Below are 22642 nucleotides of genomic sequence, written 5' to 3' on the forward strand. Positions count from 1 at the left end.
AAAGGATGACGGTACAAGGGATGTGTGCTACAATTTCAATAATTCGTGTTACTGGAGAATCTTTCATAAAAAAAGCTTAGGATAAGAAAGAATAGGGGAGAGAGCATGCTGAAGCAAAGTTCCATTCGCTTAACCATCCTGTTGGCGCTCATCGTGTCCGTGATAGCGGCAGGATGCTCGCAAACGCCAAAAGAAAGTGCAAACGCAGCCAAAGAAAAAGACCAGCTGGTTGTAGCGGTCGGCGCAGAGCCGGAGGGAGGCTTCGATCCAACGACGGGCTGGGGACGTTACGGTTCCCCGTTATTTCAAAGTACGCTTTTCAAATACGATGACAAAATGAGCGTCGTTAACGATCTGGCAACCGGCTATGAATTGAGCGCGGACGGCTTGGTCTGGACGGTCAACATTCGCAAGGATGTGAAGTTTACCGACGGCAAGCCGTTAACGGCGGCAGACGTCAAGTACACTTACGAAACGGCGGCAGGCAGCGGATCGGCGATTGATTTGAGCAATATGAAAAGCGTCGACGCCGTCAATGACACCACCGTCAAATTTACGCTGAAGGAGCCGCAATCGACGTTTCTCCAAATGATGCTAGCGACAGGGATCGTACCGAAGCACGCCCATGGCAAGGATTACAGCCAAAAGCCGCTTGGGAGCGGGCCTTACAAGCTCGTGCAGTGGGATAAGGGTCAGCAGCTCATCGTCGAAGCGAATCCGGATTATTACGGTACAAAGCCGTACTTCAAGAAGCTGACCTTCTTGTTCTTGACGGAGGATGCGGCGTTCGCGGCGGCCAAAGCGGGTAAGGTGGATGTCTCCTACATTCCTGCGGCATTCAGTAAGCAGCAGGTGCCCGGGATGAAGCTGGAAGCCGTTCGTACGGTAGATAACCGCGGCATAGTATTCCCGTATGTGAAATCCGGAGGCAAAACGAAGGACGGGTTCCCTATCGGGAACGACGTAACATCGGATATCGCGATCCGCAAGGCGATTAATACGGCGCTCGACCGCAAAGCGCTCGTGCAGGGCGTATTGGAAGGACACGGCACGCCTGCGTTTACGGTCAATGACGGCTTGCCTTGGTACAACCCGAGCTCTGTAGTACCGGATGCGGATCCGGAATCAGCGAAAAAAATGCTCGCCGACGCTGGCTGGAAAGACACGAATGGCGACGGCATTTTGGAAAAAGGCGCGCTTAAGGCGGAGTTCACGCTGCTGTACCCGTCCAATGACGTGACGCGGCAATCTCTAGCGATTGCGGTAGCGGACAAGATCAAATCCATAGGGATTAACATTAAGGTGGACGGCAAGAGCTTCGATGAAATCAAAAACCTGATGTATTCCAGCGCCGTCCTGCTGGGATGGGGAAGCAACGATCCGACGGAAATGTACAATATATATAACAGCAAGTACGCAGGTGTGGAATATTACAATCCAGGGTATTACAATAACCCGGCGGTTGACGACTATATGAACAAGGCATTAAGAGCTACCAATACGAAGGATGCAATGGAGTTTTGGAAAAAAGCCCAATGGGACGGCACGACCGGCTTGAGCGCCAAAGGGGATGCACCGTGGGCATGGCTCGTTAATATCGACCATTTGTATTTGGTGAAGGACAATCTGGATATCGGGAAGCAGCGCATTCATCCGCACGGACACGGCTGGCCGGTTACGGACAATATTGAAGAGTGGAAATGGCGGAATGAATAGGAAGCGGGGTTCATTAGCATGTTCGGAAGCTTGCTGAAGTTTTTTATGCAGAAAGCGCTCAGGCTGATTCTGCTGCTTGCGGCCATCAGCTGCGTTTCGTTTCTGCTCGTCAGCCAGTCCCCGATCGATCCGGTGCAGGCCTATATCGGTGCCGATGCGATGAAGGTATCCCCGGAGCAGCGCGCGCAAATCGCCGCGCACTGGGGGCTGGACCGCCCGCCGGCCGAGCGCTTCCTGAAATGGATAGCTTCGATGGCGCAGGGAGATATGGGCACGTCGATGATCTTTCGCCGCCCGGTAACGGAGGTGATAGCCGAACGGTTCGTCAGCTCTGTAGTGCTGATGAGCGCCGCGTGGCTGCTGTCGGGGCTGATAGGATTCACGGCGGGAGCCGTTGCCGCCATGCACAAAGACCGCTGGGTCGACAAAGCGATCAAATGGTACTGCTATATGCTCGCTTCGACACCGACCTTCTGGATGGGGCTGCTGCTGCTCATCGTGTTCGCGGTATGGCTCGGCTGGTTCCCGATCGGGATGGGCGTTCCCATCGGGGTGCTTGCGGAGGAAGTGACCTGGCAGGATCGGCTGGTTCACATGATTTTGCCGGCATTGACGCTAAGCGTTATCGGGATTTCTACCATCGCCTTGCATACGAGGGAGAAGCTGGTAACGATATTATCGAGCGACTATATTTTATTTGCGAGAGCTAGAGGAGAGAAAGGATTCGGCCTGTTCTGGCGCCACGGCCTCCGCAATGTGGCTCTGCCGGCAATTACGCTGCAGTTCGCCTCGTTCAGCGAGCTGTTCGGGGGCGCGGTGCTGGCTGAGCAGGTGTTCTCCTACCCTGGACTCGGGCAAGCAACCGTAGAGGCGGGTCTTCGCGGAGACGTGCCCTTACTGATGGGGCTTGTATTATTCAGCGCCGTGTTCGTATTTACAGGCAACCTGCTCGCCGATCTCCTGTATCGGATTGTCGATCCGAGAGTCAGAGAGGGGCGGGCTGTATGATACGATTGAATCGAAGACGGCGGACGGCAGCGATGACGATGCTGGCTGCGGCTCTCCTGGTATCAATCCTCCTGGGAGGGCTTCTAACAAGCAGCGAAAGCATCAACTCGCACTTGGAAATCCGCAACCAGGCTCCGTCATGGGACCATCCGTTCGGCACCGACTGGCTCGGGAGAGATATGTTCATCCGGACGCTGAAAGGGCTTGTCCTTAGTATCGGCGTTGGGATGACCGCCGCAGCCGCCAGTGTGATCATTGCTATGGCTCTCGGGTTGGCGGCAGCTACGATGGGCAAAGCCGTAGACCGGGCGATCAGCTGGCTGATCGATCTGTTCCTCAGCGTCCCCCACCTTGTTACGCTCATCTTGATAGCGTTCGTATTGGGTGGCGGGGCCAAGGGAGTTATTATCGGGATTGCGTTGACCCACTGGCCGAGCCTATCGCGTGTCATCCGTGCAGAGGTGATGCAGCTGCGATCCGCCGATTATGTGCAGCTATCGAGGCATTTGGGCAAGTCCAGGTGGTGGATCGCAACCCGGCATTTGCTGCCTCATCTGACCCCCCAATTTGTAGTGGGGCTGCTGCTCATTTTTCCCCATGCTATATTGCATGAAGCGGCCATTACGTTTCTAGGCATGGGCCTGTCGCCCCACCAGCCGGCGATAGGGGTTATTTTGTCCGAGTCGATGCGGTATTTGTCGACGGGCATGTGGTGGCTGGCGTTTTTCCCGGGCATTTGCCTGCTGCTTATCGTTCGATCATTCGACGTGCTGGGCAGCAACCTGCAGGCGCTGCTAGATCCGCACAAGGCTCATGAGTAAGCGGCATTCAAACATAGAATGGAACTTGTTGATCAGGGAGGCGGAAGGAACATGAACGCATTGGAAGTAGACGGCCTCTCCGTATCCTTTACGCAGTATACCGGGGGGCTGAAACAGCGCAAGGTCCGGGTCATTCACGATCTTCATTTGACGATTCAGGCAGGGGAAATCGTGGCGGTTGTCGGCTCCAGCGGCTCAGGCAAAAGTCTGCTCGCGCATGCGGTGCTGGGCATTCTTCCTTCGAATGCCGTAATGACCGGGAGCATCCGCTATAACGGAGAGGAGCTGACGGCGGAGCGGGCGGCCGGATTGCGGGGACGGGACATCGCCCTGGTGCCGCAATCCGTCACCTTCCTCGATCCGCTGATGCGGGTCGGAGCGCAGGTTCGCTCGTCCGTTCGCGAGGGCGACGCGGCGGCCAAGCAAAGGGCGGCCTTCGAACGGTTTCGGCTCGCCCCGGACACGGAGCGCAAATATCCGTTCGAGCTGTCCGGCGGCATGGCCCGGCGAGTGCTGGTATCCACCGCAACGGTAGGCGGCGCGCGGCTGATCATTGCCGACGAACCGACGCCAGGCCTCGATCCGGCCGTGGTGCAGGAGGCGCTCGACGGCTTACGCGAGCTGGCGGACGGCGGCTGCGCGGTCATGCTGATCACGCATGACATTGAATCGGCGCTTGCCGTCGCGGACAAAGTAGCCGTGTTCTATGCGGGAACGACGGTGGAGGTAGCGCAGGCAGGCGATTTCGCCGGGAGCGGCTCCTCGCTGCGGCATCCGTATACACGGGCGCTGTGGAGAGCGCTGCCGCAGAACGATTTTGCGCCGATCTCGGGCTTTCAGCCGCATCCGGACGCGCTGCCTCCCGGCTGTCTGTTCGCGCCGCGCTGCGCGAATGCAACGGACGGCTGCGGGGCAGCAATGCCCGCCATGCAGGAGCTGCGGGGCGGAAGGGTGAGGTGCATCCATGCGACTTGAGGCACGAAATATCGGCTTTGGCCACGAGAAGGGCGAGTGGCTGTTCCGCGGCGTCGATCTGACGCTGGAGCCGGGCGAGATCGTCGGGCTGACCGGCCCGAGCGGCTGCGGCAAAACGTCGTTCGGCCGTATTCTGGCCGGCTACGAGCAGCCCCGTGAGGGCTCGGTGCTGATGGACGGCCGACCGCTGCGGCCTAAGGGCATTCATCCGGTGCAGCTCGTCTTCCAGCACCCGGAGAAAGCGGTCAATCCGCGCTGGAAGATGGACCGGATGCTGCGCGAGGGCGCGGAGCCCGATGCCGAGCTGCTTGCAGCGCTCGGCATCGAGCGCGATTGGCTCACCCGCTGGCCGAACGAGCTGTCCGGCGGGGAGCTGCAGCGCTTTTGCGTGGCGCGGGCGCTCGGTCCCGGGACGCGCTATCTTATCGCGGACGAGATGACCGCGATGCTCGATGCGATCACGCAAGCGCAAATTTGGCACGCGGTGCTCGACACGGCTCGCAAGCGCAATATCGGCATCGTGGTCATAAGCCACGAGCACAAATTAATAGACCGGCTATGCAGCAAGGTCATAGACGCCCGCAGCTGGCGGGCAAGAGGAAGCACGGTACCGGCGGAACGGTGACCGTGCTTTTTTTGCCGTCCGCGAATCCGGTGGATTGGGTTTGGCTATAGCTGCAACGTGACGATTAGAAGGATAATGAAGTGTTCAAGCAATAAAATGATTGAACTTAAAGGATTTTAAATGGGCGGGAGCGAAATGAACAGCATAAGGCTGCAATGTGTTTCCGGCTGGAGGGTATTGACGATAACAATGGATCGCCCCACAGCGGATTGACAGCTCAGCAAACGAAGGAGTCATGACCATGAGTGAGGAAACATACGGAAGAATCGTGGACACGGCCTATAAGCTGATAGCGGAGCATGGGCTTGATCATACAAGCATGTCGATGATTGCACGGGAAGTGGGCATATCCAAACCGGCCATTTATTATTATTTTACTTCCAAAGATGTGCTGATTGATGTATTGTTCGAGGAGCTGTGCAAAGAGATGGGCTTTGCGAAAAGCTTCGCCGTTTCCGATTATACGGAGCACAATTTTCGAGATAAGCTGCTCGAGGACGGTTTCCACATGATTAAGGAGCATCAGGAAAATCCCCATTTCTCCCGTGTTGTCAACGAGTTTCTAACACTATGCTTGCGCAATGACACATATCGCGAGCGTATTCAAGCTATTACGAAAGGGTTCGTCACAGGCTTCCAGGATCTATTGCAGCAAGGCGTGGAGCTTGGGGTGGTGTCTGGGGAGCGAATTGCGGCCAAAGCGCAGCTGCTGACGGTCGTTATCGACAATATCGGCAATTTCATGGTGATGGGATACGATTTTGGGAGTGATTACGAGCAAATTTGGGCTGAGGCAGTTCACAACGCGCTGAATCGTTGATTTGATTTGGAAGGTTCTTCAGTAGCAGGCCGTATAAAAGGAAGAGCACTACACCGCGAATGCGATGTAGTGCTTTTTTGGCTATTTCCCATTTATTATTATTTCACGATAAGTACGGGAAGCTTGGCGTTTTGCACAACGTTATGGCTGACGCTGCCGAGAAACAGCTCGCGAATCGGTCCGAGACCGCGGCTGCCCATCAGGATCAAGTCGCTGCCTTTGTCGTCGGCGTGCTTAAGAATCGTTAGAGCGGGCTGTCCGTACTCGACGAGAAACTCGGCTTCGACTTCGGCCGGAACCAGCTGCCGCGCTTCATCGACGACGGCTTGAATCAGCTTGGGATCGATCGTGACCGCAGTTCCCATGACATAGGATACGTCCTGGACAATATGCAGAACATCCAGCTTGGGTGCGGTATCGTGGTGAGACGAGGTCTCCTTGACGATCTCGACCGCTTTGATCAACGCTTTCTTCGATAAGTCCGATCCGTCGTACGCTACTAGAATGTTGGAAAATAACATGGAAACCACCTCCGATAAGGATACGATCGTTGCTTGATAAGATTGGATTGCGACTAGTTAGATGCGAGTAGAATTGCCGGATGAATGGTTGCTTTCACACCTTCATTATATCATAGCTGTAGCGAAAGATGTCGAAATTGTCAGAAAGTTCACACATGGAACCGTTTCCTGTATTGCAGCGGAGATACTCCGATTTTATCCGTAAAACAGCGCGAGAAGTAAGCGGCATAATGAAATCCCGACCGATCGGCAATGGCCGAAACCGGTAGATCCGTCGTAAGAAGAAGCAGCTTGGCCTGCTCCAGCCGGTATTGCTGCAAAAACTCCATCGGCGTGCATTGATACACGGCCTTCATGCACCGGGTGATGTAGTTCGGGTGAAAATGCAGCGCTTCGCCAATAGACGTATTGGTCACATCCTCTTGAAAATGCTGCTTGATGTAGGCTTCCGCTTGTTCGGCGACGATTCTTGCCGGAGTCAGGCTTTCCATGCGCTGTCCCTCGTCCGCCAATCTTAGCAGCCGGAGAAACAGCAGCTGCCGCTCCCAAAAGGCGTGGGACCGCTTCTCGGCGGACATGGCGTTCAGCTTATCAAACAGCTCATAGCCTTCCGAAGGCACAGGCAGGGTCCAATGCTTGGGAACGCTGATCACATGTGACGGCTCGGGATGATATTCGCGGCTATCCCCAGGCTCCGGAAGGAAACCTGCGTCTTGACTCGGATCGGCCTCCGACTCCGTCCAGCTTCCCGCGGATTGGTAGTGAAGCCAATGAAACGTCGTATGTTCTGCGCATGGGGCTGCCGAGTAATGATACTGGTCCGGTCTAAGAATGAGCATATCCCCTGGCGCTAGCTCCCAAGCGGTTTCTTCTTCTCCGATGAACAAACGGCCCTTCTCAACAAGCAGCAGGTCGAACACGCCGAGATTCGCTCTATTCGGATGCTGGTCGCCCGGCCGGTATACGGCAGTTCCGCATTCCAGGAAAAAAGGGAGCGGGACGGGGGCGTAATGAAGGTAGGAAAATGAGGGCATCGATCCTCACCTCAGGTTCAAATAGTATAAAAACAATGTGAACAGGATCGTATTTTCATCTTATTTTATCCGATATGATGGGAGGAGGAAAGGGTTCGATTTTACATATTACCAAGAAAGGCGAGTGGCGGTGAAATGAGTTGGAGCAGCAGACAAATCCCTTTGAAGCAGGTACGGGTGGAGGACGGTTTCTGGTCGCCGTATGTCCGATTAGTGAGAGAGGTCGTGATCCCTTATCAATGGGAAGCATTGAATGATCGGGTTCCCGGTGCGGAGCCGAGTCACGCCATCAGCAACCTGCTGATCGCTGCAGGCAGGAAGAGCGGGGAATTCGGGGGCTTCGTCTTTCAGGACAGCGACATTGCCAAATGGCTGGAGGCCGTCGCTTACAGCTTGTCTACGCACCCGAACGATGAGCTGGAGAACATAGCGGATCAGGTTATCGAATGGATTGCCGAAGCGCAGGATGATGACGGCTATTTCAATACGTATTTCATAGTCAAAGAGCCAGGCAAGCGTTGGACGAATTTGACCGACTGCCATGAGCTGTACTGTGCCGGCCACTTGATCGAAGCCGCGGTGGCTTATTACCACGCTACGGGAAAAACCCGCTTTCTGGAGATCATGAGCCGATTCGCGGATTATATCGGTACGGTATTCGGTACGAAGCCGGAACAGATCCGGGGCTATGACGGCCATCAGGAAATAGAGCTTGCGCTGGTGAAGCTGTACGAAGTTACCGGAAAGGAGGCATATTTGCAGCTCAGCCGATATTTCATTGACGAGCGCGGAGGGAAGCCGAGCTTTTTCATCCAGGAATGGGAGCAGAGGGGGCAGACTACCCATTGGAGACCTGGGAAGGTGCCGCCGACGAATTTGGCGTACCACCAAGCCCATCTTCCCGTACGGGAGCAAAAGGAAGCGGTGGGCCATGCCGTGCGCGCTGTCTATATGTATACGGCGATGGCGGATCTCGCGGCGTATACAGGCGATTTGACCTTGCTGGAGGCTTGCCGTACGTTGTGGAGCAATATCGTTCAACGGCAAATGTACATCACCGGAGGCATCGGCTCTACGGCGCATGGCGAAGCATTCAGCTTCGACTACGATTTGCCGAACGATACTGTCTATGCGGAGACCTGTGCGTCGATCGGACTAATTTTCTTCGCCAGCCGAATGCTCCGTCTGGAAGCCAAGGGGCATTATGGCGATGTATTGGAGCGGGCGCTGTACAACAATGTAGCGGGAAGCATGTCGCTGGACGGAAAGCATTACTTCTATGTCAATCCGCTGGAGGTTTGGCCGAAGGCCAGCGAGGGCAATCCGGGCTGCAAGCATGTGAAGCCGGTCCGGCAGCCTTGGTTCGGCTGCTCGTGCTGCCCGCCGAATATCGCCCGCCTGCTGGCCTCTCTCGGGGAGTACATTTACACAAGCAGTAACGATACTATATTCGCTCACTTATATATTGGCAGCGAGGCTCAGACAACATTGGGGGCGGCGCAGGTGAAGCTGAAGCAGTCATCGAACTACCCTTGGGAAGGCCGTATTCAGCTGGAGGTAACACCCGAGGAAGCAGCGGAATTCACTGTGGCGCTGCGTATTCCCGGATGGTGTCAAGGAGCTGGTCTTCATATTAACGGCGAGCCTCTTGCGATAGAGCAGATTGCCGTTGACGGGTACGCATACATCCGAAGAAGGTGGGAGGCCGGAGATACCGTCGTGCTGGAGCTTCCGATGAGTGCACAGCTGGTCCGTTCCCACCCGAGGGTGCGTGCCAATGCAGGAAAAGCGGCTATCCAGCGCGGTCCGCTTGTGTACTGCCTGGAGGAAGCGGACAACGGCGGGCTGCTGCCGGCCATCCGGCTGAATGCCGGGACCAGATTTAGTGAGCGGTATGATTCCGAGCTGCTGGGAGGCATCGTCGCGATCGAGACAGATGCCGAGCGTGAAGACGAATCGGCTTGGAACACTGAAGCGCTGTATGGCACGGACCGGAAACGAACGGAGTCTCATAGGCTTCAGGCGGTACCGTACTGCTTGTGGGGGAACCGGGGACAAGGGGAGATGGCAGTGTGGATTCGGGAAGGCAGTTGAGTATGATTTTGCTCCAATAAACCAGAATAAGAGGGTACGCTTCAAAAACTTACATTTTAAGGAGATTTGCAGCATGAAGAAATGGATCCTCATTACTCTGATCTCAATGACCGCGGCTTGGATCTTTACGGCTTATGTTCCGTCCGTTCAAGCGGCAGAGCAGATGCAGGCGAAGGAGAAAAAAGATTGTATCAGCCCGGCGGCGGCCAAGCTCACATTCTGATTTAAGAAAACTATGGATCGATCATGTCGCCTGGACGAAAAGCTATATGATAAGCGCTCTGGGCGGATTGGAAGATCAGGAGCAGGTGTTGGCCCGGCTTCTTCAAAACCAGGTGGAAATCGGCAACGCTATTAAGCCTTACTATGGAGAAGCTGCCGGCAATAAACTGGCGGAGCTGCTGAAGCAGCACATCTTGATTGCAGGGAAAGTGATAGCGGCTGCCAAAAGCGGAAACGAGCAGGAACTCGCTGTACAAAATAAAGAGTGGTACCGTAATGCCGACGATATGGCCAAATTATTGAGCGGAGCCAACCCTAATTGGTCGTTCAAGGAATTGCAGGACTTACTGTACACGCACTTGAAGCTTTTGACGGAAGATGCTATGGCAAGGCATAAGAAGGATTGGAACGGAAGCATTGCGGCTTTCGACAAAGGCGAAGACCATCTTATTAAGCTTGCGGATGCTCTGTCCAAAGGCATTATCAAGCAGTTCCCGGATCAATTTTAAATTCTCGGACCGTATAGCTCTCACCAAGTCTATCCGGCAGCTTGTTCCTTCGCCTGACACAATAGGGATTGTGGAACCAATATATAAATTTGAGAGATAAATGGTTTATGTCATGAATCCGGGTTTTTCAACGTCTGATCCTTGCGAGAGCAAGGATTTTTTCGTTGTTTTGGAACTTTGCAATTCTAGTTTTCATAGACAAGAGGGCTCCCCCGGAGCTAATGTCCAACCTTTTAACGGATTAATGCCGATCAAGCACGTGCATAATTCGGACGGAATGGGCTTTTTAGGCTGTTTTCGCTTTCGGGAGACTGTTTCTTGGTTTCCAAATCCTTTACGATAAGAAAAAATGAACCTTTTGACCCTGCGGAGCCAATATAGAGTGAAATCCAGATTAGGGGGCCGGCCGCCTATGATAGACCCATCCAGTATGCAAGAATGGATTCGCAGAATGAATAACGGCAGCGAGGAAGCGTTTCGTGTCATTTATGATCAGACCAAGGAGCATGTGTACGGCACGGTGTCACTTCTGATTAACAATAGGGAGGATGTGTCCGATGTCGTAAACGAGGTGTATGCGGAGCTTATTACATCGCTTCCCAAATACGATTTGGGAAAGCCGTTCCGCCCATGGTTAACAGGATTAACGATTCGTCAGGTGAACAATTGGAACCGTAAGCTTTGGCGCAAATTCAGGTTAGTTGAGCGGAGCAAAAGCTTTGCTCTGCATGAGCCGAATCCCGGATCGGACGCCGTCGTCCTTCACAACGAGCACCGAAGCAGCCTCGTAGAGCTGGTGCAAAAGCTGCCTTACAAGCACAAAAGCGTCGTTGTATTGAGGTATTATCATGAGCACTCGTTCGAGGAGATTTCCGAGCTGCTGGGCATCCCGGTAGGGACGGTCAAATCGCGGCACCACGCCGCTCTTGCCAAGCTGCGCAAGCATGCAGTCACTATATTTTCGGAGGAAGAAGGAGGCATTCCCTCATGTCCATCGAACATCAATTAAAAACCGAGCTTCAACAGTACGCGAAGCAAATGCGTTATCCCCGCGAGTTGGATGAACGTATTAACAGACTGTCGGTCCGGGTCGGCAAAGCGGCAAAACCGGGGAAAACGGCGCGAATTGCGCTGATCGCGGCTTGCATTTTCTTATTTTCGGGTATAGCCTATGCATCAAGCTTGCTCTATACGATGCATTCCGGCAAGGTATCGGTGGAAGTGTCCAAGGACGAGCAGGTACAGCTGCCGGATAAGGTGAACGCCGAAATCAGGGCGTCGTTCCAGGATATCCGATATCATCTGACGCCGGGGGAATCGGCGATTGTCTACATATTGGAGCTGGAAAAGCGCAATCTTCCTGCATTAACGAGAGTGAATCGTCCTATCGAATACACTGAATTGAATCCATGGGCAGAGATGACCAAAGATTCGGAAGGGGTTCCTCTTAAAATGCCGACCAGAATGCCGCAAGGCTTCACTTTTTCCTACGGGGAGCTGGAAGCGCCTGTCGGCTTAGTCGATGCGACGAGCTATTCCTTGTACAGCAAGCTGCTGAAGGATAAGGCGTCCAAGTCGAAGCAGTCTATCGTATGGGAACGCGATACCCGATCCCAAGCGGCCTCGGCCGGCTTGAAGAGCCCCGGTCTCGTCTACATGAATCCGAAGGGGGATCCGATAGAAATCCGTTATCAGGTACTCGAGACGGCGGAAGGGAAAATCGACATGAGCCTGCGGACAGGCTCGGCGACCAGGGGGGAAAAGGTAACGGTGAACGGGAAGGACGGATATTTTACGGTAAATAACAGCTCGTTTCTTAGCGATACCGGCATACAGAGCACGGTCAGTTGGCTGGAAGAATCGAGTAACGGACGAACGATTATCTATCAGATTTCCGCTTTTTCGCCGAACATCGGTAAAGAAGAGCTGCTGCTTGCGGCTAACGGCTTGAAGTAGATTACGGCTGAGCCATGGCGGTTGGAAACCCGTTTTCACTTGTGAATAGTGGAGGCGGGTTTTGTTTTGGTATCATGGTATGTAACGTAAGAAACCATTCTTTCACTTTGACGCATGTTAAGGTTATACTTGGGAAAGAAAGGCACAGCATAAAGTTTATGAGGAGGCGGTTGCGATGATTTTTAGCGATTTGGGGAATTGGGAGCGGGAAAAAGCCGTGTACCCGAAGGCGGTGAACCGCGGGCTGGAATATATCCGCAGTACGGATTTCAGCACACTGCCGCTTGGAAAGCACGAGATCGAAGGGGATTTGATGTTTGCACTGCTGCAGGAGGCGTCAACCCGGGCTTGGGAAGAGCAGCGTCCTGAATCTCATCGGACTTATACGGATATTCAATTTTTGATTTCCGGCGAGGAAATCATCCGGGTTGCTCCATGGTCGGAGGACGCCAAGGTGTCCGAGGAAGCGTTCGAGCTTAAGGATATCGCATTTTATGAACAGGTCGGCAAGGAAAGCGAGCTGGTGCTGAGTCCGGGTTCGTTCGCAGTGTTTTATCCCGGCGATATTCACCGTCCTTGCTGCCGCGTGAATGATAACGGGACCATTAAGAAGGTCGTCATCAAAATCCATAAAAGCTTATTGGAACTATAACGTATTGTACCGGGACCACACTTAATGCGGAGTCCGCTTGCCAACATCCAGTCAAGCCACGTACAGGAGCGTAAGGAAGGGAGCCAACGGTTATGACAGAATCGATAGCGCCGTTTCAGGCATTGGTTGTCGAAAAGGAGGGAGACCGGTTCCAGGCCGGTGTTAAAGAATTGAAGCTTGAAGATTTGCCCGCAGGGGAAGTACTCATCCGGGTCAGCTACTCCGGCGTCAATTTCAAGGACGGCTTGGCCTGCCTTTCTAACGGCGGCATCGTTCGCACTTACCCGCACATACCCGGGATCGATCTTGCGGGAACGGTCGTAACCTCTGCGGACGCGCGCTTTCAGCCGGGACAAGCCGTGCTTGTGACGGGCTTCGACCTGGGCGTAGCCCATTTCGGCGGCTTCAGCCAAATGGCCCGCGTGCCGGCCGATTGGGTCGTAGCGCTCCCGCCGGGGCTCACCGCCTACGAAGCCATGGCCATCGGCACGGCCGGACTCACGGCGGCGATGTCCATCGACCGCCTGGAGCATAACGGCCTTGCGCCGGGCCAAGGCCCTGTGCTCGTCACCGGCGCTACCGGCGGTGTCGGCAGCTTCGCCGTCGCGCTGCTCGCCGCGCGCGGGTATGAGGTCGCGGCCAGCACCGGCAAGGCCGCGGAGCACGATTACCTGCGCAGCCTCGGCGCGCAGGACGTTCTCGAGCGCAGCGCGCTGGAGCCGGAGGCGATCAAGCCGCTCGAGAAGCAAAAGTGGGCGGCCGCGGTAGATCCGGTCGGCGGCCGCTCGCTTGCGTACATCCTTGCCTCGATCCGCTACGGCGGCTCTGTCGCGGTGAGCGGTCTTACCGGCGGCGGGTCGGTCCCTACGTCGGTGCATCCTTTTATTCTTCGCGGAGTCAGCCTGCTCGGCATCGATTCGGTGCAGTATCCGGCGGAGCGCCGATATGCGTTGTGGGAGCGGCTTGCGGCGGACCTTAAGCCGACGGGCCATCTCGAACGGATCGGCGGCACGCGGATCCGTCTCGCGGAAGTGCCGCAATATGCCGCTGACATATTGCAAGGCCGCATCAAGGGCCGGGTCGTCGTCGAGCTGTGACGACCGCGCCATGAGAGGCCGGATAGCCGCCCGGCCTCCAGTGCCGCACGCGCCGCGAATCGGCGCGTATCGGGAACCCGGCTGCTGCCATACCCACTATGGCACAGCCGAGCTGATTTGCCTTGCTCGCTGGAGCGGGATTCCAGCAAGCAAGGCTGAGGCCGCACGATACGTGCCTATGCGGCACGCCTCGGCCCGGCTCCATACCGGCACGAAACCCTCCAATCGCAATTAAGCGATGGAGGGTTTCGTTTGTTTTGCTGCTCTTTCTGCGTAGATCAGCAGCCTGCCTCTATTAGCACTCGGCCCCTGTCATTTCATTCGTGAACATCCGCTTGTACTCATGCGGCTTCAGCTTGACCGCGGATTCCGGCGCGTAATGGATTTGCAGCGAGCGTCTCCGCTTCTCAGAGAAGTTAGGCGGAGTCCCGTGATGCAGCAAGCCTGAGAAGAACAAGGCGCCGCCCGGCTTCAACGGCACCGCGACGTCATGCTCGACCTGAACGCTGACGTCGCACAGCTGCCAATCCCGCACCGCATAGTGCGGAACCGCTCCTTCCCGGTGCGAGTAGGGAATCACATGCATGCAGCCGTTATCCAGCTCGGCCGGGTCAAGCGCCACCCAAACACCGATGACCGATTTATCATAGGCCAGGTTGCCGTAAGCCATGTCTTGATGCCAAGGCTTTTCCGCGCCGCCTGAAGGCGGTTTCAGGATCGCTTGATCCTGAACGACTTTCGGCGCTTCCCCGAACAGTGCCTCCATTGCTTTCATAATGTCCGGATGATAAGCAGCGTCCCGCAGACGGGGCTCGTGATCGACGTAATCGTGCAGCTTGCGGGCGGCGAGCTCAATCTCCTGCTCGGTATGAAGCTCCGAACGGGGCTTCACGAACTGAATTTTCGTGCCGACGGAACGCCCGTACAGGACATCCATAATCGCCTCCAGCGAGGCTTGCACCTCCTGCGGATTCAGCACCTGATCGACAACGAGATAACCGCGTTCCCAAAATTGTTTGACATGCTCCTCCGTTAGCTGCTGCAGCGTAGGGATGCGATCGGAAGCGATGGAATCGTAACGGTACAGCGTATCGGCAATCGTTCGGGCTAATTGTTCCTCTTCTGGGCTGTCGTATGAATGTAAAGTACGTTTAGCCGCTTTATCCATGTACATTCCCCCTTAAGGTGTATTTGATTCTATGTTATCTGACGAAGAGGGAGACGAAAATGGGGCGAGTACGCTTTTTTTTATACTTAAACCGATACGGGTCAATTTCCCTTTGGATTGGAGTGTGCTTGGGCCGGCTCGGATTTCCATTTGAGCTGGGAAGGCGGCGTTCCGTAACGCTGCTTGAACTGCTTGCTGAACAAATAGATGTTGGAATAACCGAGAGCCTCCGCTACTTGAGTGACGTTCATCGGAGTTTCCATTAACAGATGCATCGCCCTCTCGAGCCGTACGTCGGTGATGTATTGCTTGATGGAGGTGCCGGTATATTTTTTGAAAAGGACGCTTACGTATTCCGCGGACAGCCCGACGTGCTCGGCGATATCCTGGTGCGTTGCGCGTCTTCCGGGTTCTTCGCGTATGTAGCTTATGACACGCCCGATCAGCTGCTTATGCTTATCTGCGGAGACGGCCTCTTGCGTTTGCTGCCAGCGGTGCAGATGAAGCATCGTCTGCTTCATGATCAGGTCGAACTCGGCTTCAAGCCAAGGCCCGTCCGAGTGGATCATCTGCAGCTGCCGGTTGAGCAGCATTTCGATAAGCAGCGTGTCTCCTACCGTTGTGTAGCGTTCCGGCAGCAGTGTCGGCGAGAGGGGCTGACCGGTCTGCAAGTCCTGTACGGAGAAGTGGATAAAAATAACGCTGAGACGATCGAACGGATCCTGCGTTGCTTCTGGCTTGTCACCGGGACGCAGGAGGAAGCAGCTTCCTTTGCCAATATCGTCGTAAGCGATTCCGTTCACCGTCATCCGGCCCTTGCCGGACAAGACGTACCATAGATCGTAATCGTCCAGCGGCCGCTGGGGCTGCCAGTGCCAGCCCGGCTCGCAGCGTGCTTTTCCTGCGTTGGGCGATCGTGCGAATAGGGTATTTTGCAGCGGATGCAGATTGAGTTCGATGGGAGACACCTCCTCCAAGCTTACCGGGCATGTGGAATATGATATGATCAAACTGATCAAGCGTGTATCTTGAGCCCCATTGCCGTGTGACAACATCGAAAAATCAACGCGACCTCAGGATTCGCGCCTTTGTAAGGGTTGATGTCTATTGCGATGAGACGCAATGTTCCCGCAATCGGACACAGAGGCCGCTATTTAGGGAAAATCGCCTGAATTTCGCGGTTAACGGACACAGGATACGTTATTTGGCGAAAATATCATGTTTTTCGCAGATTTTAGGCCCAATAGCGGAACCACGGTCCGCAGCAGCTTGATTTTCGCCCCTTTTTGGCTAAATAACGGCTGTACGGTCCGATCCTATCCGGCATCTAATCGAATTGGGCCCTCCGGCCGCTTCCGATAACAAAAAATCACATGGATGAGTGGCTGGGCGGTTCGTCTTTTGTCTTTATTGTAACACCGCTTACATGCCGGTTGAAACATTCGAGTATCGAAATCCGTAAAAAGAAGTAAGCTGCTGCGTACATGGAACATACTGGACCGTCCGCTCTGTCTCGCGGCGACGAAGCGTTTTGGGAATCGTGCGCGTAGGGGGAGAACACACGTGAACTTATCTGAGCGTCTCGCGGTGAGAAGTACGTGCCGAGGTCGCGTGCGATGGACATGGCACACGTTACCGTCCGCTCTGTTTCGCGGCGACGAAGCGTTTTGGGAATCGTGCACGTAGAGGAGGACACACGTGAATTTTATCTTAGCGTCTCGCAGGGAAGTACGTGCCGAAGTCGCGTACGATGGACATGACACACGTTGTCATCCGATCTGTCTCGCGCTGACGAAGCGCGCAGGGAATCGCGTACGTAGGGGCATGGCACGTATATGATCGCCCGACTGCCTTACGGGGTGAAGCGAGCACTCATTCGCTGGACACCTTACAGCGCCCAAAGCAAACTAACCCATGAAGCAGCGGCATTCAGGATCAAAGGAGGATTTGTCTGTGGATACCAAGACCGTATATTTCTCCGACCGGTATTTTTCAACGGGGGTTACCGACATTTGGGATGAACAGCAGCGGAAGATCGGGGAGCTTGATTTGCAGAGCATGTTCACCGCCGGAATTCATTTGCGGGATGAGCGGGGCTGCTTGACATACAGCGGGAAGTTCCGTTTTTTCTCCAGTGGATGGATCATACTGGATCGTACGGAAGAGGAAGTCGGGGTTTTGAAGGCGAAGCTGTCTTTTTTCTCCAAACGCTTTATATACGAAAACCGTCATGGAACGTATGAGGTTGAGGCGCCGGCTTTTTCCCGCGAGTACACGGTAACCTCGGCATGGGGAGACAAAGTGGCCGAATTTAGAAAAACGGACGGGATGTTCGGCGCCGGAGCGTTTGCGTTAACGAATGACTCGTCACTGCCTACCGAAGAGCTCATCTTGGTTGTCATGGGGGTGCATGCGATTCAGAAAAGGCAAAACTCAGCTGCTACATAGTGGGAAATATTGCCTTTATATGTAATAAAATGTATGTCATTGCTTAAGAGGGGAAAGCTATCGGTAACGAAGAACCTGTGAATAAGAGGTGGAGCGCCATGCCGATGGCTGAAGTAAACGGGATCCCATTGCATTACGACAGGGTCGGGAGAGGAGTCCCGATCGTGTTTATCCATCCTCCGTTGCTGACGGGGGAAAATTTTGTGTACCAGCAAGAGCAGCTGGCCGATCGGTTTGAAGTCATCACCTTTGATATTCGCGGGCATGGCCGAAGCGGTTATTCGAAAGAGAAGATCACGTATTCGCTCATTGCAGACGATATTTGCAAGCTGATGGACCAATTGAACATTCCGAAAGCCTATTTATGCGGATATTCCACGGGAGGCTCGGTTGCGCTGGAGACGCTGCTTAGATATCAGGATCGCTTCCTCGGAGGAATCTTGATCAGCGGCATGTCTGAGGTCAGCGACTGGTACAACAGGAGCAGAATTTGGACCGCCGCGCGAATAACCCGATTGCGGGCCAAGCGGCTGATGACCGCGGCCATCGCGATAGGGAACTCCGACATGCCCGCAACGTTCAAGCGGCTGTATGCAAGCGCGATACAGGGCCATGTCCGCAATCTGCACCAATACTACGAATACAGCTACAATTACAGCTGCACATCGAGCCTGCACCGGATTCATATTCCTATGCTGCTCATTTATGGGGAAAAAGATGTCAGCTTTCACCGTTATGCGCACCTGCTGCACCGGAGCCTGCCGAACAGCACGCTGCATCTGATAGCAGGTGCGTATCACCAGATTCCTACCAAAAACGCCTCAGCGCTGCATGAGCTGATGCGTCTATGGCTGGCGGACGAGGTTTCGTCGGAAGAAGCGACCTCCTCTGTGGCTACATCTGCATCCGCATCGGTTTCCTCAACCCGTGCCGCAGCTACAACCATACTTGGCGAGCAGCAGGAGTATCCCGATGCAGACAGCCCAATAGGCACTCATGCAGACCGTATCGCACAAGCTCCAGCAGACCGTATCGCACAAGCTCCTGCCGATCCGGAGCCCGGGGAGCAGCGGCTCTAGCCCTTGCTCCAGCCTAGATTTGTCCGCTGCCCCGAGATTCCTTGGGGCGCGCTATTCGCGCCGCGCGGCAGACAAGGCCGAGCTCCGCAAGATCAATTGCTCTCCAGACGCTTCATGAAGTCCTCCACCGCGCTATAGCCTTGCTGGCGCAAATACCAGTTGTTCGCGGCCGCTTCGACGAGCCCTGCGACATCCCTTCCCGGCTGAAGCTGAATTTCGATATGAGGAATTCGTACGTCCATATAGTCCGAGAATTTCGGCTCTAGCTCTAGCTCGTTATTCAGCGCATTTTCCTGCCACTGGGTCAGCTCGATATCCAACACGATACGGGTTTCATCCTGAAACGCCCTGCGTCCGTACAGACGGGACACGTTAATCAAGCCGATGCTGCGGAGGGCAAGAAATTCCTTGCTCTTCCCGTTATGCGTGCCGATAATCGTCTCGGGGCTGATCTTGCGCAGAACGACGATATCGTCCGCGACGAGCCGGTGGCCGCGGCGGATGAGCGTATGGGCGGTTTCGCTTTTGCCTACGCCCGACTTGCCGCGAAGCAGGATGCCGATACCCGATACATTGACGCATACCCCATGAATCGCTACTTCCGGAGCGAGAGCTTTGGTTAAGTACGCATCCATCAGCTCGAGAAATTTGGTTGTCGGCTCATGGGTCCGAAGCAGCGGAATGCCTTCCTCCTCGCAATATTTCATTAAATATTTAAGCCCCTCCTGATTACGGGTTACGACAAAGCAGGGCGGGTGATATTTGACGATATTGCCTATCCTTGAATTGCGTTCTTCCTCGCTAAGCGTATGCAAATAGTTGATTTCTTTGCTTCCAAGCACCTGAACGCGGGCCTGCTGAAAAAAATCGAAATAACCGACAAACTCAAGACCCGGACGATGCGTGCGCGGCTTCGTGATCAATCGGTTCAAATCCTTTTGGCCGGCCAGCACTTCCAATGAGAAACGGTTAACGAGATCTTGTACGGAGACGGATTTCGCCATTGCGATTCTCCTCCTTTTCCATGGTTCTAAGTCTACCTATTCTACATAAGGGATGCATATTCCTTCGGAAAAACCAAGAGGACTTAGGGCATTGGGAATATGCAGAATTTCTGGTAATATACTCGTAAGGCCTCTTTTCGGAGAGGTCTTATTTTTTCAAGGGAGGAATGTTCCATGAGGGCAAGTTACGGCTATTTCACGGAAGGAGAAGTTATACGCAGCGGAGGTGATCCTTACTATGAGCCATAGTTCTCTGCAATCCGCCAGACTTCAGCTGATTCGTCAGCTCGTTTATTTCGATGAAGAACGGTTCCATTTCTTGGACCATTATTTCCCGAGCGACAAAGACAAGAGAAAGGGAGAAATGTTCCTAGATGAGTATACTCAAAAGCTGGAGCACATTATTGCCCATTTTGAAGAGGATGCTCTTCACTCCGTTGCACTTATTGGCAGTCGTATCGAAATGACGGACGAAGGCTTCGACGATTCGTTCACGATCGTATTCCCGCATCAAGCCGATCCGGACCGCAATATGATCTCGTTTCTGGCGCCGCTCGGGTTCCAGCTGCTGCTCTCCGCGCAAAACGACAATAAGGCGATTGAAACTCCGATTGGAAATTCAACCGTGCATGTGCGCAACGTTCAATACGTCAATATGGGGGAACCGTTTCAGCAATCGTAAGCCGGCTGCCGTTCGTCTATTCAGAAGACCGTGATCGGCATCCCGTGCTGCGGCTATCCATCGTTCCTTATGAAATAATGTGGTTTAGTTCTTACGGCCTCCGGCTGCAGCTTGCAGTCGAGGCCTTTTTGCCGTTCGGCTAGGTCCTGCGGCTTATGTGAAATTTAAAACAATTTGCCGAAAATCGACACCGAGCTATAACATTTGCGGCGATATTTGTCGAAATAAAAGAAGTAGAATATCCAATGAAAGGAAAAAACGCTTTCATAAATGGGATAAAAAAGACCCCGCCAAGGGGAATATCGGAGGCTGTGGAACATGAAAGAAAGAGTAACCAGGCTGCTTCGACTGCCTATATGGGCGAAGCTGGCTTCGGTAGTGTCCAAACTGACACTGCACAAAAAATTGCTGATCAGTTTTCTGGTCGTCCTGCTGCTGCTATCGGCTATCAGTGCAACGGCGCTGACTCAGATGAGCACCATGGGCAAAAAGTCGGTACAAATGACGCAAACCGCTCTGCCAAGCGTCGTGTTGCTGGGTGATTTGAACTATGAGCTAAAAGAGCTTGACGATTTGATGCTGCGCATTCAGCTGAATATGCAGGAGAAGACCGACACCAGCGATATGTCCGCGATGGGTGTGACAGATGAGACCATTTCGATGCCGGATAAAGCGAAAGCACTTTTTGAAGCGATCCAAGGCAAGGTGAAGCAGGTAGATAGTATCGCTGTGACGGAGAAAGACGCCAACCTGGTCAAAATGTTCCATGTTCAATGGGAGGCGTACGCGAAGCAGTTCCCTGCCATCTTAAGCGCGGCGCAGAAGCATGGTCCGGAAGGGATGAGGCTGATTCAAGAAGCGGATCAGCATTTGAGCGGATGCAGCCTTGTCATCGAAGTGTTTACCCGCAATTTGCAATCTCATGCGGATGACTGGTCGGATGAGCTGGAGAACGCGAACCGCTCCGGCGTCGTGTGGGTGATCACTTTAAGTATCATAGCGATTGTGGTCGGCCTCGCCGTATCGTTCCTTATCGCTCGGCACGTTTCCAATCCGCTCAAGCTGATGAGCGCTTCCGCCAAACGGATTGCCGAAGGCGATTTGTCTGAGAGAAGCGCCGTATTGTCGCGTCAGGACGAAATCGGCGAGCTCAGCGCTTCCTTCGTGCTGATGACCGACCATATGCGCCAAATGATCGAGAAAATCAATGAGCACGCGCAGCTTGTTACCGTATCGGCCGATCAGCTGAAGTCGAGCTCCGAGGAAATGCAGGAGGCGTCGGCGCACATCGCCGATACCGTCAAGGAAGTGGCCAGCGGTGCGGATCAGCAGACGCAGACGATGGAAGAAACCTCGAGATCGATGGAAGAAGTCGGACAAGGCATCAGCCGGATGGCCGAGAGCGCGTCGACGATCGCCGAGTCCGTGGAATGGACCAAGCAGCAAGCGGAAACGGGCGGCACGTTCGTTCAGAGCACCGTTCAGCAGATGAATTCGATTCATAATTCGGTTCATCAGACCGACCAGGTCATCGAAATGCTTGCGAACAAATCGCACCAAATCGGCGGTATCTTGAAGGCGATTCAAGACATTGCCCACCAGACGAATCTGTTGGCGCTCAATGCTGCTATCGAAGCGGCCCGCGCAGGGGAGCAGGGACGCGGCTTTGCCGTAGTTGCCGCCGAGGTGCGCAAGCTGGCCGAGCAATCGGGCAGCTCGTCGGACCAAATCGCCAAGCTGCTGAATGAAATCCAAGTGAGCATAGGCGAATCCGGAGAAGCTATGGGCAAGGTGAAGGATGAAGTTCAGGCCGGCATCGAGCTGGCCAAGGAAACCGAGCAGAATTTCGGACAAATTTTGCAATCGACGTCGCATATCGCTTCGCAAATTCAGGAAATGGCCGCGACATCCGAGCAAATTTCCGCCGGGGCGCAGCAAATTACCGCCGCTGTCCAGCAGGTCGCGTACATCGCCAAAGAAACCGCCCATTCGTCACAGAACGTGTCTACCTCTGCGGAAGGCCAACTGGAAACGACGGGAGAAGTACAAGCTTCCGCCCAATCGCTGTCACAGATGGCGGAGGAGCTGCAGCAGCTGCTGTCCCAGTTCAAAACGGCATAGCCCGATCCATAGTCAAAGCCCGCCGGCGGCCTATACAGGCCCGTTACGGCGGGCTTTTGCATTGTCCGCGAGCGTGGGGACAAGGGACAG

Annotated in this window: 20 protein-coding genes and 1 pseudogene; 16 read left to right on the forward strand and 5 right to left on the reverse strand. The window is 54.3% G+C overall.

What is annotated here, in order from left to right:
• Positions 1 to 105 precede the first annotated feature (105 nt).
• The 6 genes from DVH26_RS03040 to DVH26_RS03065 all read left to right on the forward strand — a co-directional run bounded on the left by DVH26_RS03040 (position 106) and on the right by DVH26_RS03065 (position 5965).
• Positions 106 to 1716 carry an ABC transporter substrate-binding protein gene (locus tag DVH26_RS03040; RefSeq protein WP_239631074.1) on the forward strand — a complete coding sequence of 537 codons (1611 nt, stop codon included), beginning with the start codon at positions 106 to 108 and terminating at the stop codon, positions 1714 to 1716.
• Between the two features lie 18 nt (positions 1717 to 1734).
• The gene (locus DVH26_RS03045) at positions 1735 to 2724 is read left to right on the forward strand and encodes an ABC transporter permease (RefSeq protein WP_239631075.1); all 990 of its coding nucleotides are present in this window, start codon (positions 1735 to 1737) and stop codon (positions 2722 to 2724) included.
• On the forward strand, positions 2721 to 3545 hold the full coding sequence (locus DVH26_RS03050) for an ABC transporter permease (protein ID WP_239631076.1): 825 nt from the start codon (positions 2721 to 2723) through the stop codon (positions 3543 to 3545). The genes DVH26_RS03045 and DVH26_RS03050 overlap by 4 nt, the downstream gene beginning before the upstream one ends.
• A 51-nt stretch (positions 3546 to 3596) precedes the next feature.
• The gene (locus tag DVH26_RS03055; RefSeq protein ID WP_239631077.1) at positions 3597 to 4520 is read left to right on the forward strand and encodes an ABC transporter ATP-binding protein; all 924 of its coding nucleotides are present in this window, start codon (positions 3597 to 3599) and stop codon (positions 4518 to 4520) included.
• The gene (locus DVH26_RS03060; protein WP_239631078.1) at positions 4510 to 5145 is read left to right on the forward strand and encodes an ABC transporter ATP-binding protein; all 636 of its coding nucleotides are present in this window, start codon (positions 4510 to 4512) and stop codon (positions 5143 to 5145) included. The genes DVH26_RS03055 and DVH26_RS03060 overlap by 11 nt, the downstream gene beginning before the upstream one ends.
• 241 nt (positions 5146 to 5386) lie before the next feature.
• Positions 5387 to 5965 (forward strand): TetR/AcrR family transcriptional regulator, encoded by a 579-nt coding sequence (locus tag DVH26_RS03065; protein ID WP_239631079.1) that lies wholly within the window; start codon positions 5387 to 5389, stop codon positions 5963 to 5965.
• A gap of 98 nt (positions 5966 to 6063) precedes the next feature.
• Here the strand turns inward: DVH26_RS03065 and DVH26_RS03070 are convergent, their stop codons facing one another.
• Together DVH26_RS03070 and DVH26_RS03075 are read right to left on the reverse strand one after the other, a co-directional pair.
• Entirely contained in the window at positions 6064 to 6486 is a 423-nt protein-coding gene (locus DVH26_RS03070; RefSeq protein WP_239631080.1) for a universal stress protein, read from the reverse strand.
• Positions 6487 to 6635: 149 nt separating this feature from the next.
• Positions 6636 to 7520, reverse strand: coding sequence for a helix-turn-helix transcriptional regulator (locus DVH26_RS03075; protein ID WP_239631081.1), 885 nt, complete (start codon positions 7518 to 7520; stop codon positions 6636 to 6638).
• A gap of 135 nt (positions 7521 to 7655) precedes the next feature.
• Here DVH26_RS03075 and DVH26_RS03080 point away from each other — a divergent pair, with 135 nt between their 5' ends.
• From DVH26_RS03080 to DVH26_RS03105, 6 genes and pseudogenes are all read left to right on the forward strand, one after another.
• Positions 7656 to 9614: a glycoside hydrolase family 127 protein gene (locus DVH26_RS03080; protein WP_239631082.1), complete on the forward strand. Its 1959-nt coding sequence runs from the start codon at positions 7656 to 7658 to the stop codon at positions 9612 to 9614.
• A gap of 106 nt (positions 9615 to 9720) precedes the next feature.
• A pseudogene (locus tag DVH26_RS03085) lies at positions 9721 to 10345 on the forward strand (glycosyltransferase).
• 412 nt (positions 10346 to 10757) lie between these two features.
• Positions 10758 to 11354 (forward strand): sigma-70 family RNA polymerase sigma factor, encoded by a 597-nt coding sequence (locus tag DVH26_RS03090; protein ID WP_239631083.1) that lies wholly within the window; start codon positions 10758 to 10760, stop codon positions 11352 to 11354.
• Positions 11333 to 12301 (forward strand): hypothetical protein, encoded by a 969-nt coding sequence (locus tag DVH26_RS03095; protein WP_239631084.1) that lies wholly within the window; start codon positions 11333 to 11335, stop codon positions 12299 to 12301. Before DVH26_RS03090 ends, DVH26_RS03095 begins: the two co-directional genes overlap by 22 nt.
• A 175-nt stretch (positions 12302 to 12476) precedes the next feature.
• Positions 12477 to 12953 (forward strand): NanQ anomerase/TabA/YiaL family protein, encoded by a 477-nt coding sequence (locus tag DVH26_RS03100; RefSeq protein WP_239631085.1) that lies wholly within the window; start codon positions 12477 to 12479, stop codon positions 12951 to 12953.
• A 92-nt stretch (positions 12954 to 13045) separates the two neighbouring features.
• On the forward strand, positions 13046 to 14050 hold the full coding sequence (locus tag DVH26_RS03105) for an acrylyl-CoA reductase family protein (protein ID WP_239631086.1): 1005 nt from the start codon (positions 13046 to 13048) through the stop codon (positions 14048 to 14050).
• 295 nt (positions 14051 to 14345) lie between these two features.
• On the opposite strand, the gene DVH26_RS03110 is transcribed toward DVH26_RS03105, so the two are convergent.
• Positions 14346 to 15218 carry a phytanoyl-CoA dioxygenase family protein gene (locus DVH26_RS03110; RefSeq protein WP_239631087.1) on the reverse strand — a complete coding sequence of 291 codons (873 nt, stop codon included), beginning with the start codon at positions 15216 to 15218 and terminating at the stop codon, positions 14346 to 14348.
• Positions 15219 to 15319: 101 nt separating this feature from the next.
• Positions 15320 to 16186: an AraC family transcriptional regulator gene (locus tag DVH26_RS03115; RefSeq protein ID WP_239631088.1), complete on the reverse strand. Its 867-nt coding sequence runs from the start codon at positions 16184 to 16186 to the stop codon at positions 15320 to 15322.
• 985 nt (positions 16187 to 17171) lie between these two features.
• Here DVH26_RS03115 and DVH26_RS03120 point away from each other — a divergent pair.
• Complete coding sequence (locus tag DVH26_RS03120) at positions 17172 to 17666, forward strand: LURP-one-related/scramblase family protein (protein WP_239631089.1); 495 nt, start codon at positions 17172 to 17174, stop codon at positions 17664 to 17666.
• A 104-nt stretch (positions 17667 to 17770) separates the two neighbouring features.
• Positions 17771 to 18745, forward strand: coding sequence for an alpha/beta fold hydrolase (locus DVH26_RS03125; RefSeq protein ID WP_239631090.1), 975 nt, complete (start codon positions 17771 to 17773; stop codon positions 18743 to 18745).
• A gap of 92 nt (positions 18746 to 18837) precedes the next feature.
• Here the strand turns inward: DVH26_RS03125 and hprK are convergent, their stop codons facing one another.
• On the reverse strand, positions 18838 to 19749 hold the full coding sequence (gene hprK / locus DVH26_RS03130; protein ID WP_239631091.1) for an HPr(Ser) kinase/phosphatase: 912 nt from the start codon (positions 19747 to 19749) through the stop codon (positions 18838 to 18840).
• A gap of 238 nt (positions 19750 to 19987) precedes the next feature.
• Here hprK and DVH26_RS03135 point away from each other — a divergent pair, with 238 nt between their 5' ends.
• Complete coding sequence (locus tag DVH26_RS03135; protein WP_239631092.1) at positions 19988 to 20431, forward strand: GreA/GreB family elongation factor; 444 nt, start codon at positions 19988 to 19990, stop codon at positions 20429 to 20431.
• A 318-nt stretch (positions 20432 to 20749) separates the two neighbouring features.
• Positions 20750 to 22552, forward strand: coding sequence for a methyl-accepting chemotaxis protein (locus tag DVH26_RS03140; protein ID WP_239631093.1), 1803 nt, complete (start codon positions 20750 to 20752; stop codon positions 22550 to 22552).
• Positions 22553 to 22642 lie beyond the last annotated feature (90 nt).

The organism is Paenibacillus sp. H1-7, from assembly GCF_022354825.1.
Taxonomy (GTDB): Bacteria; Bacillota; Bacilli; order Paenibacillales; family NBRC-103111; genus Paenibacillus_S.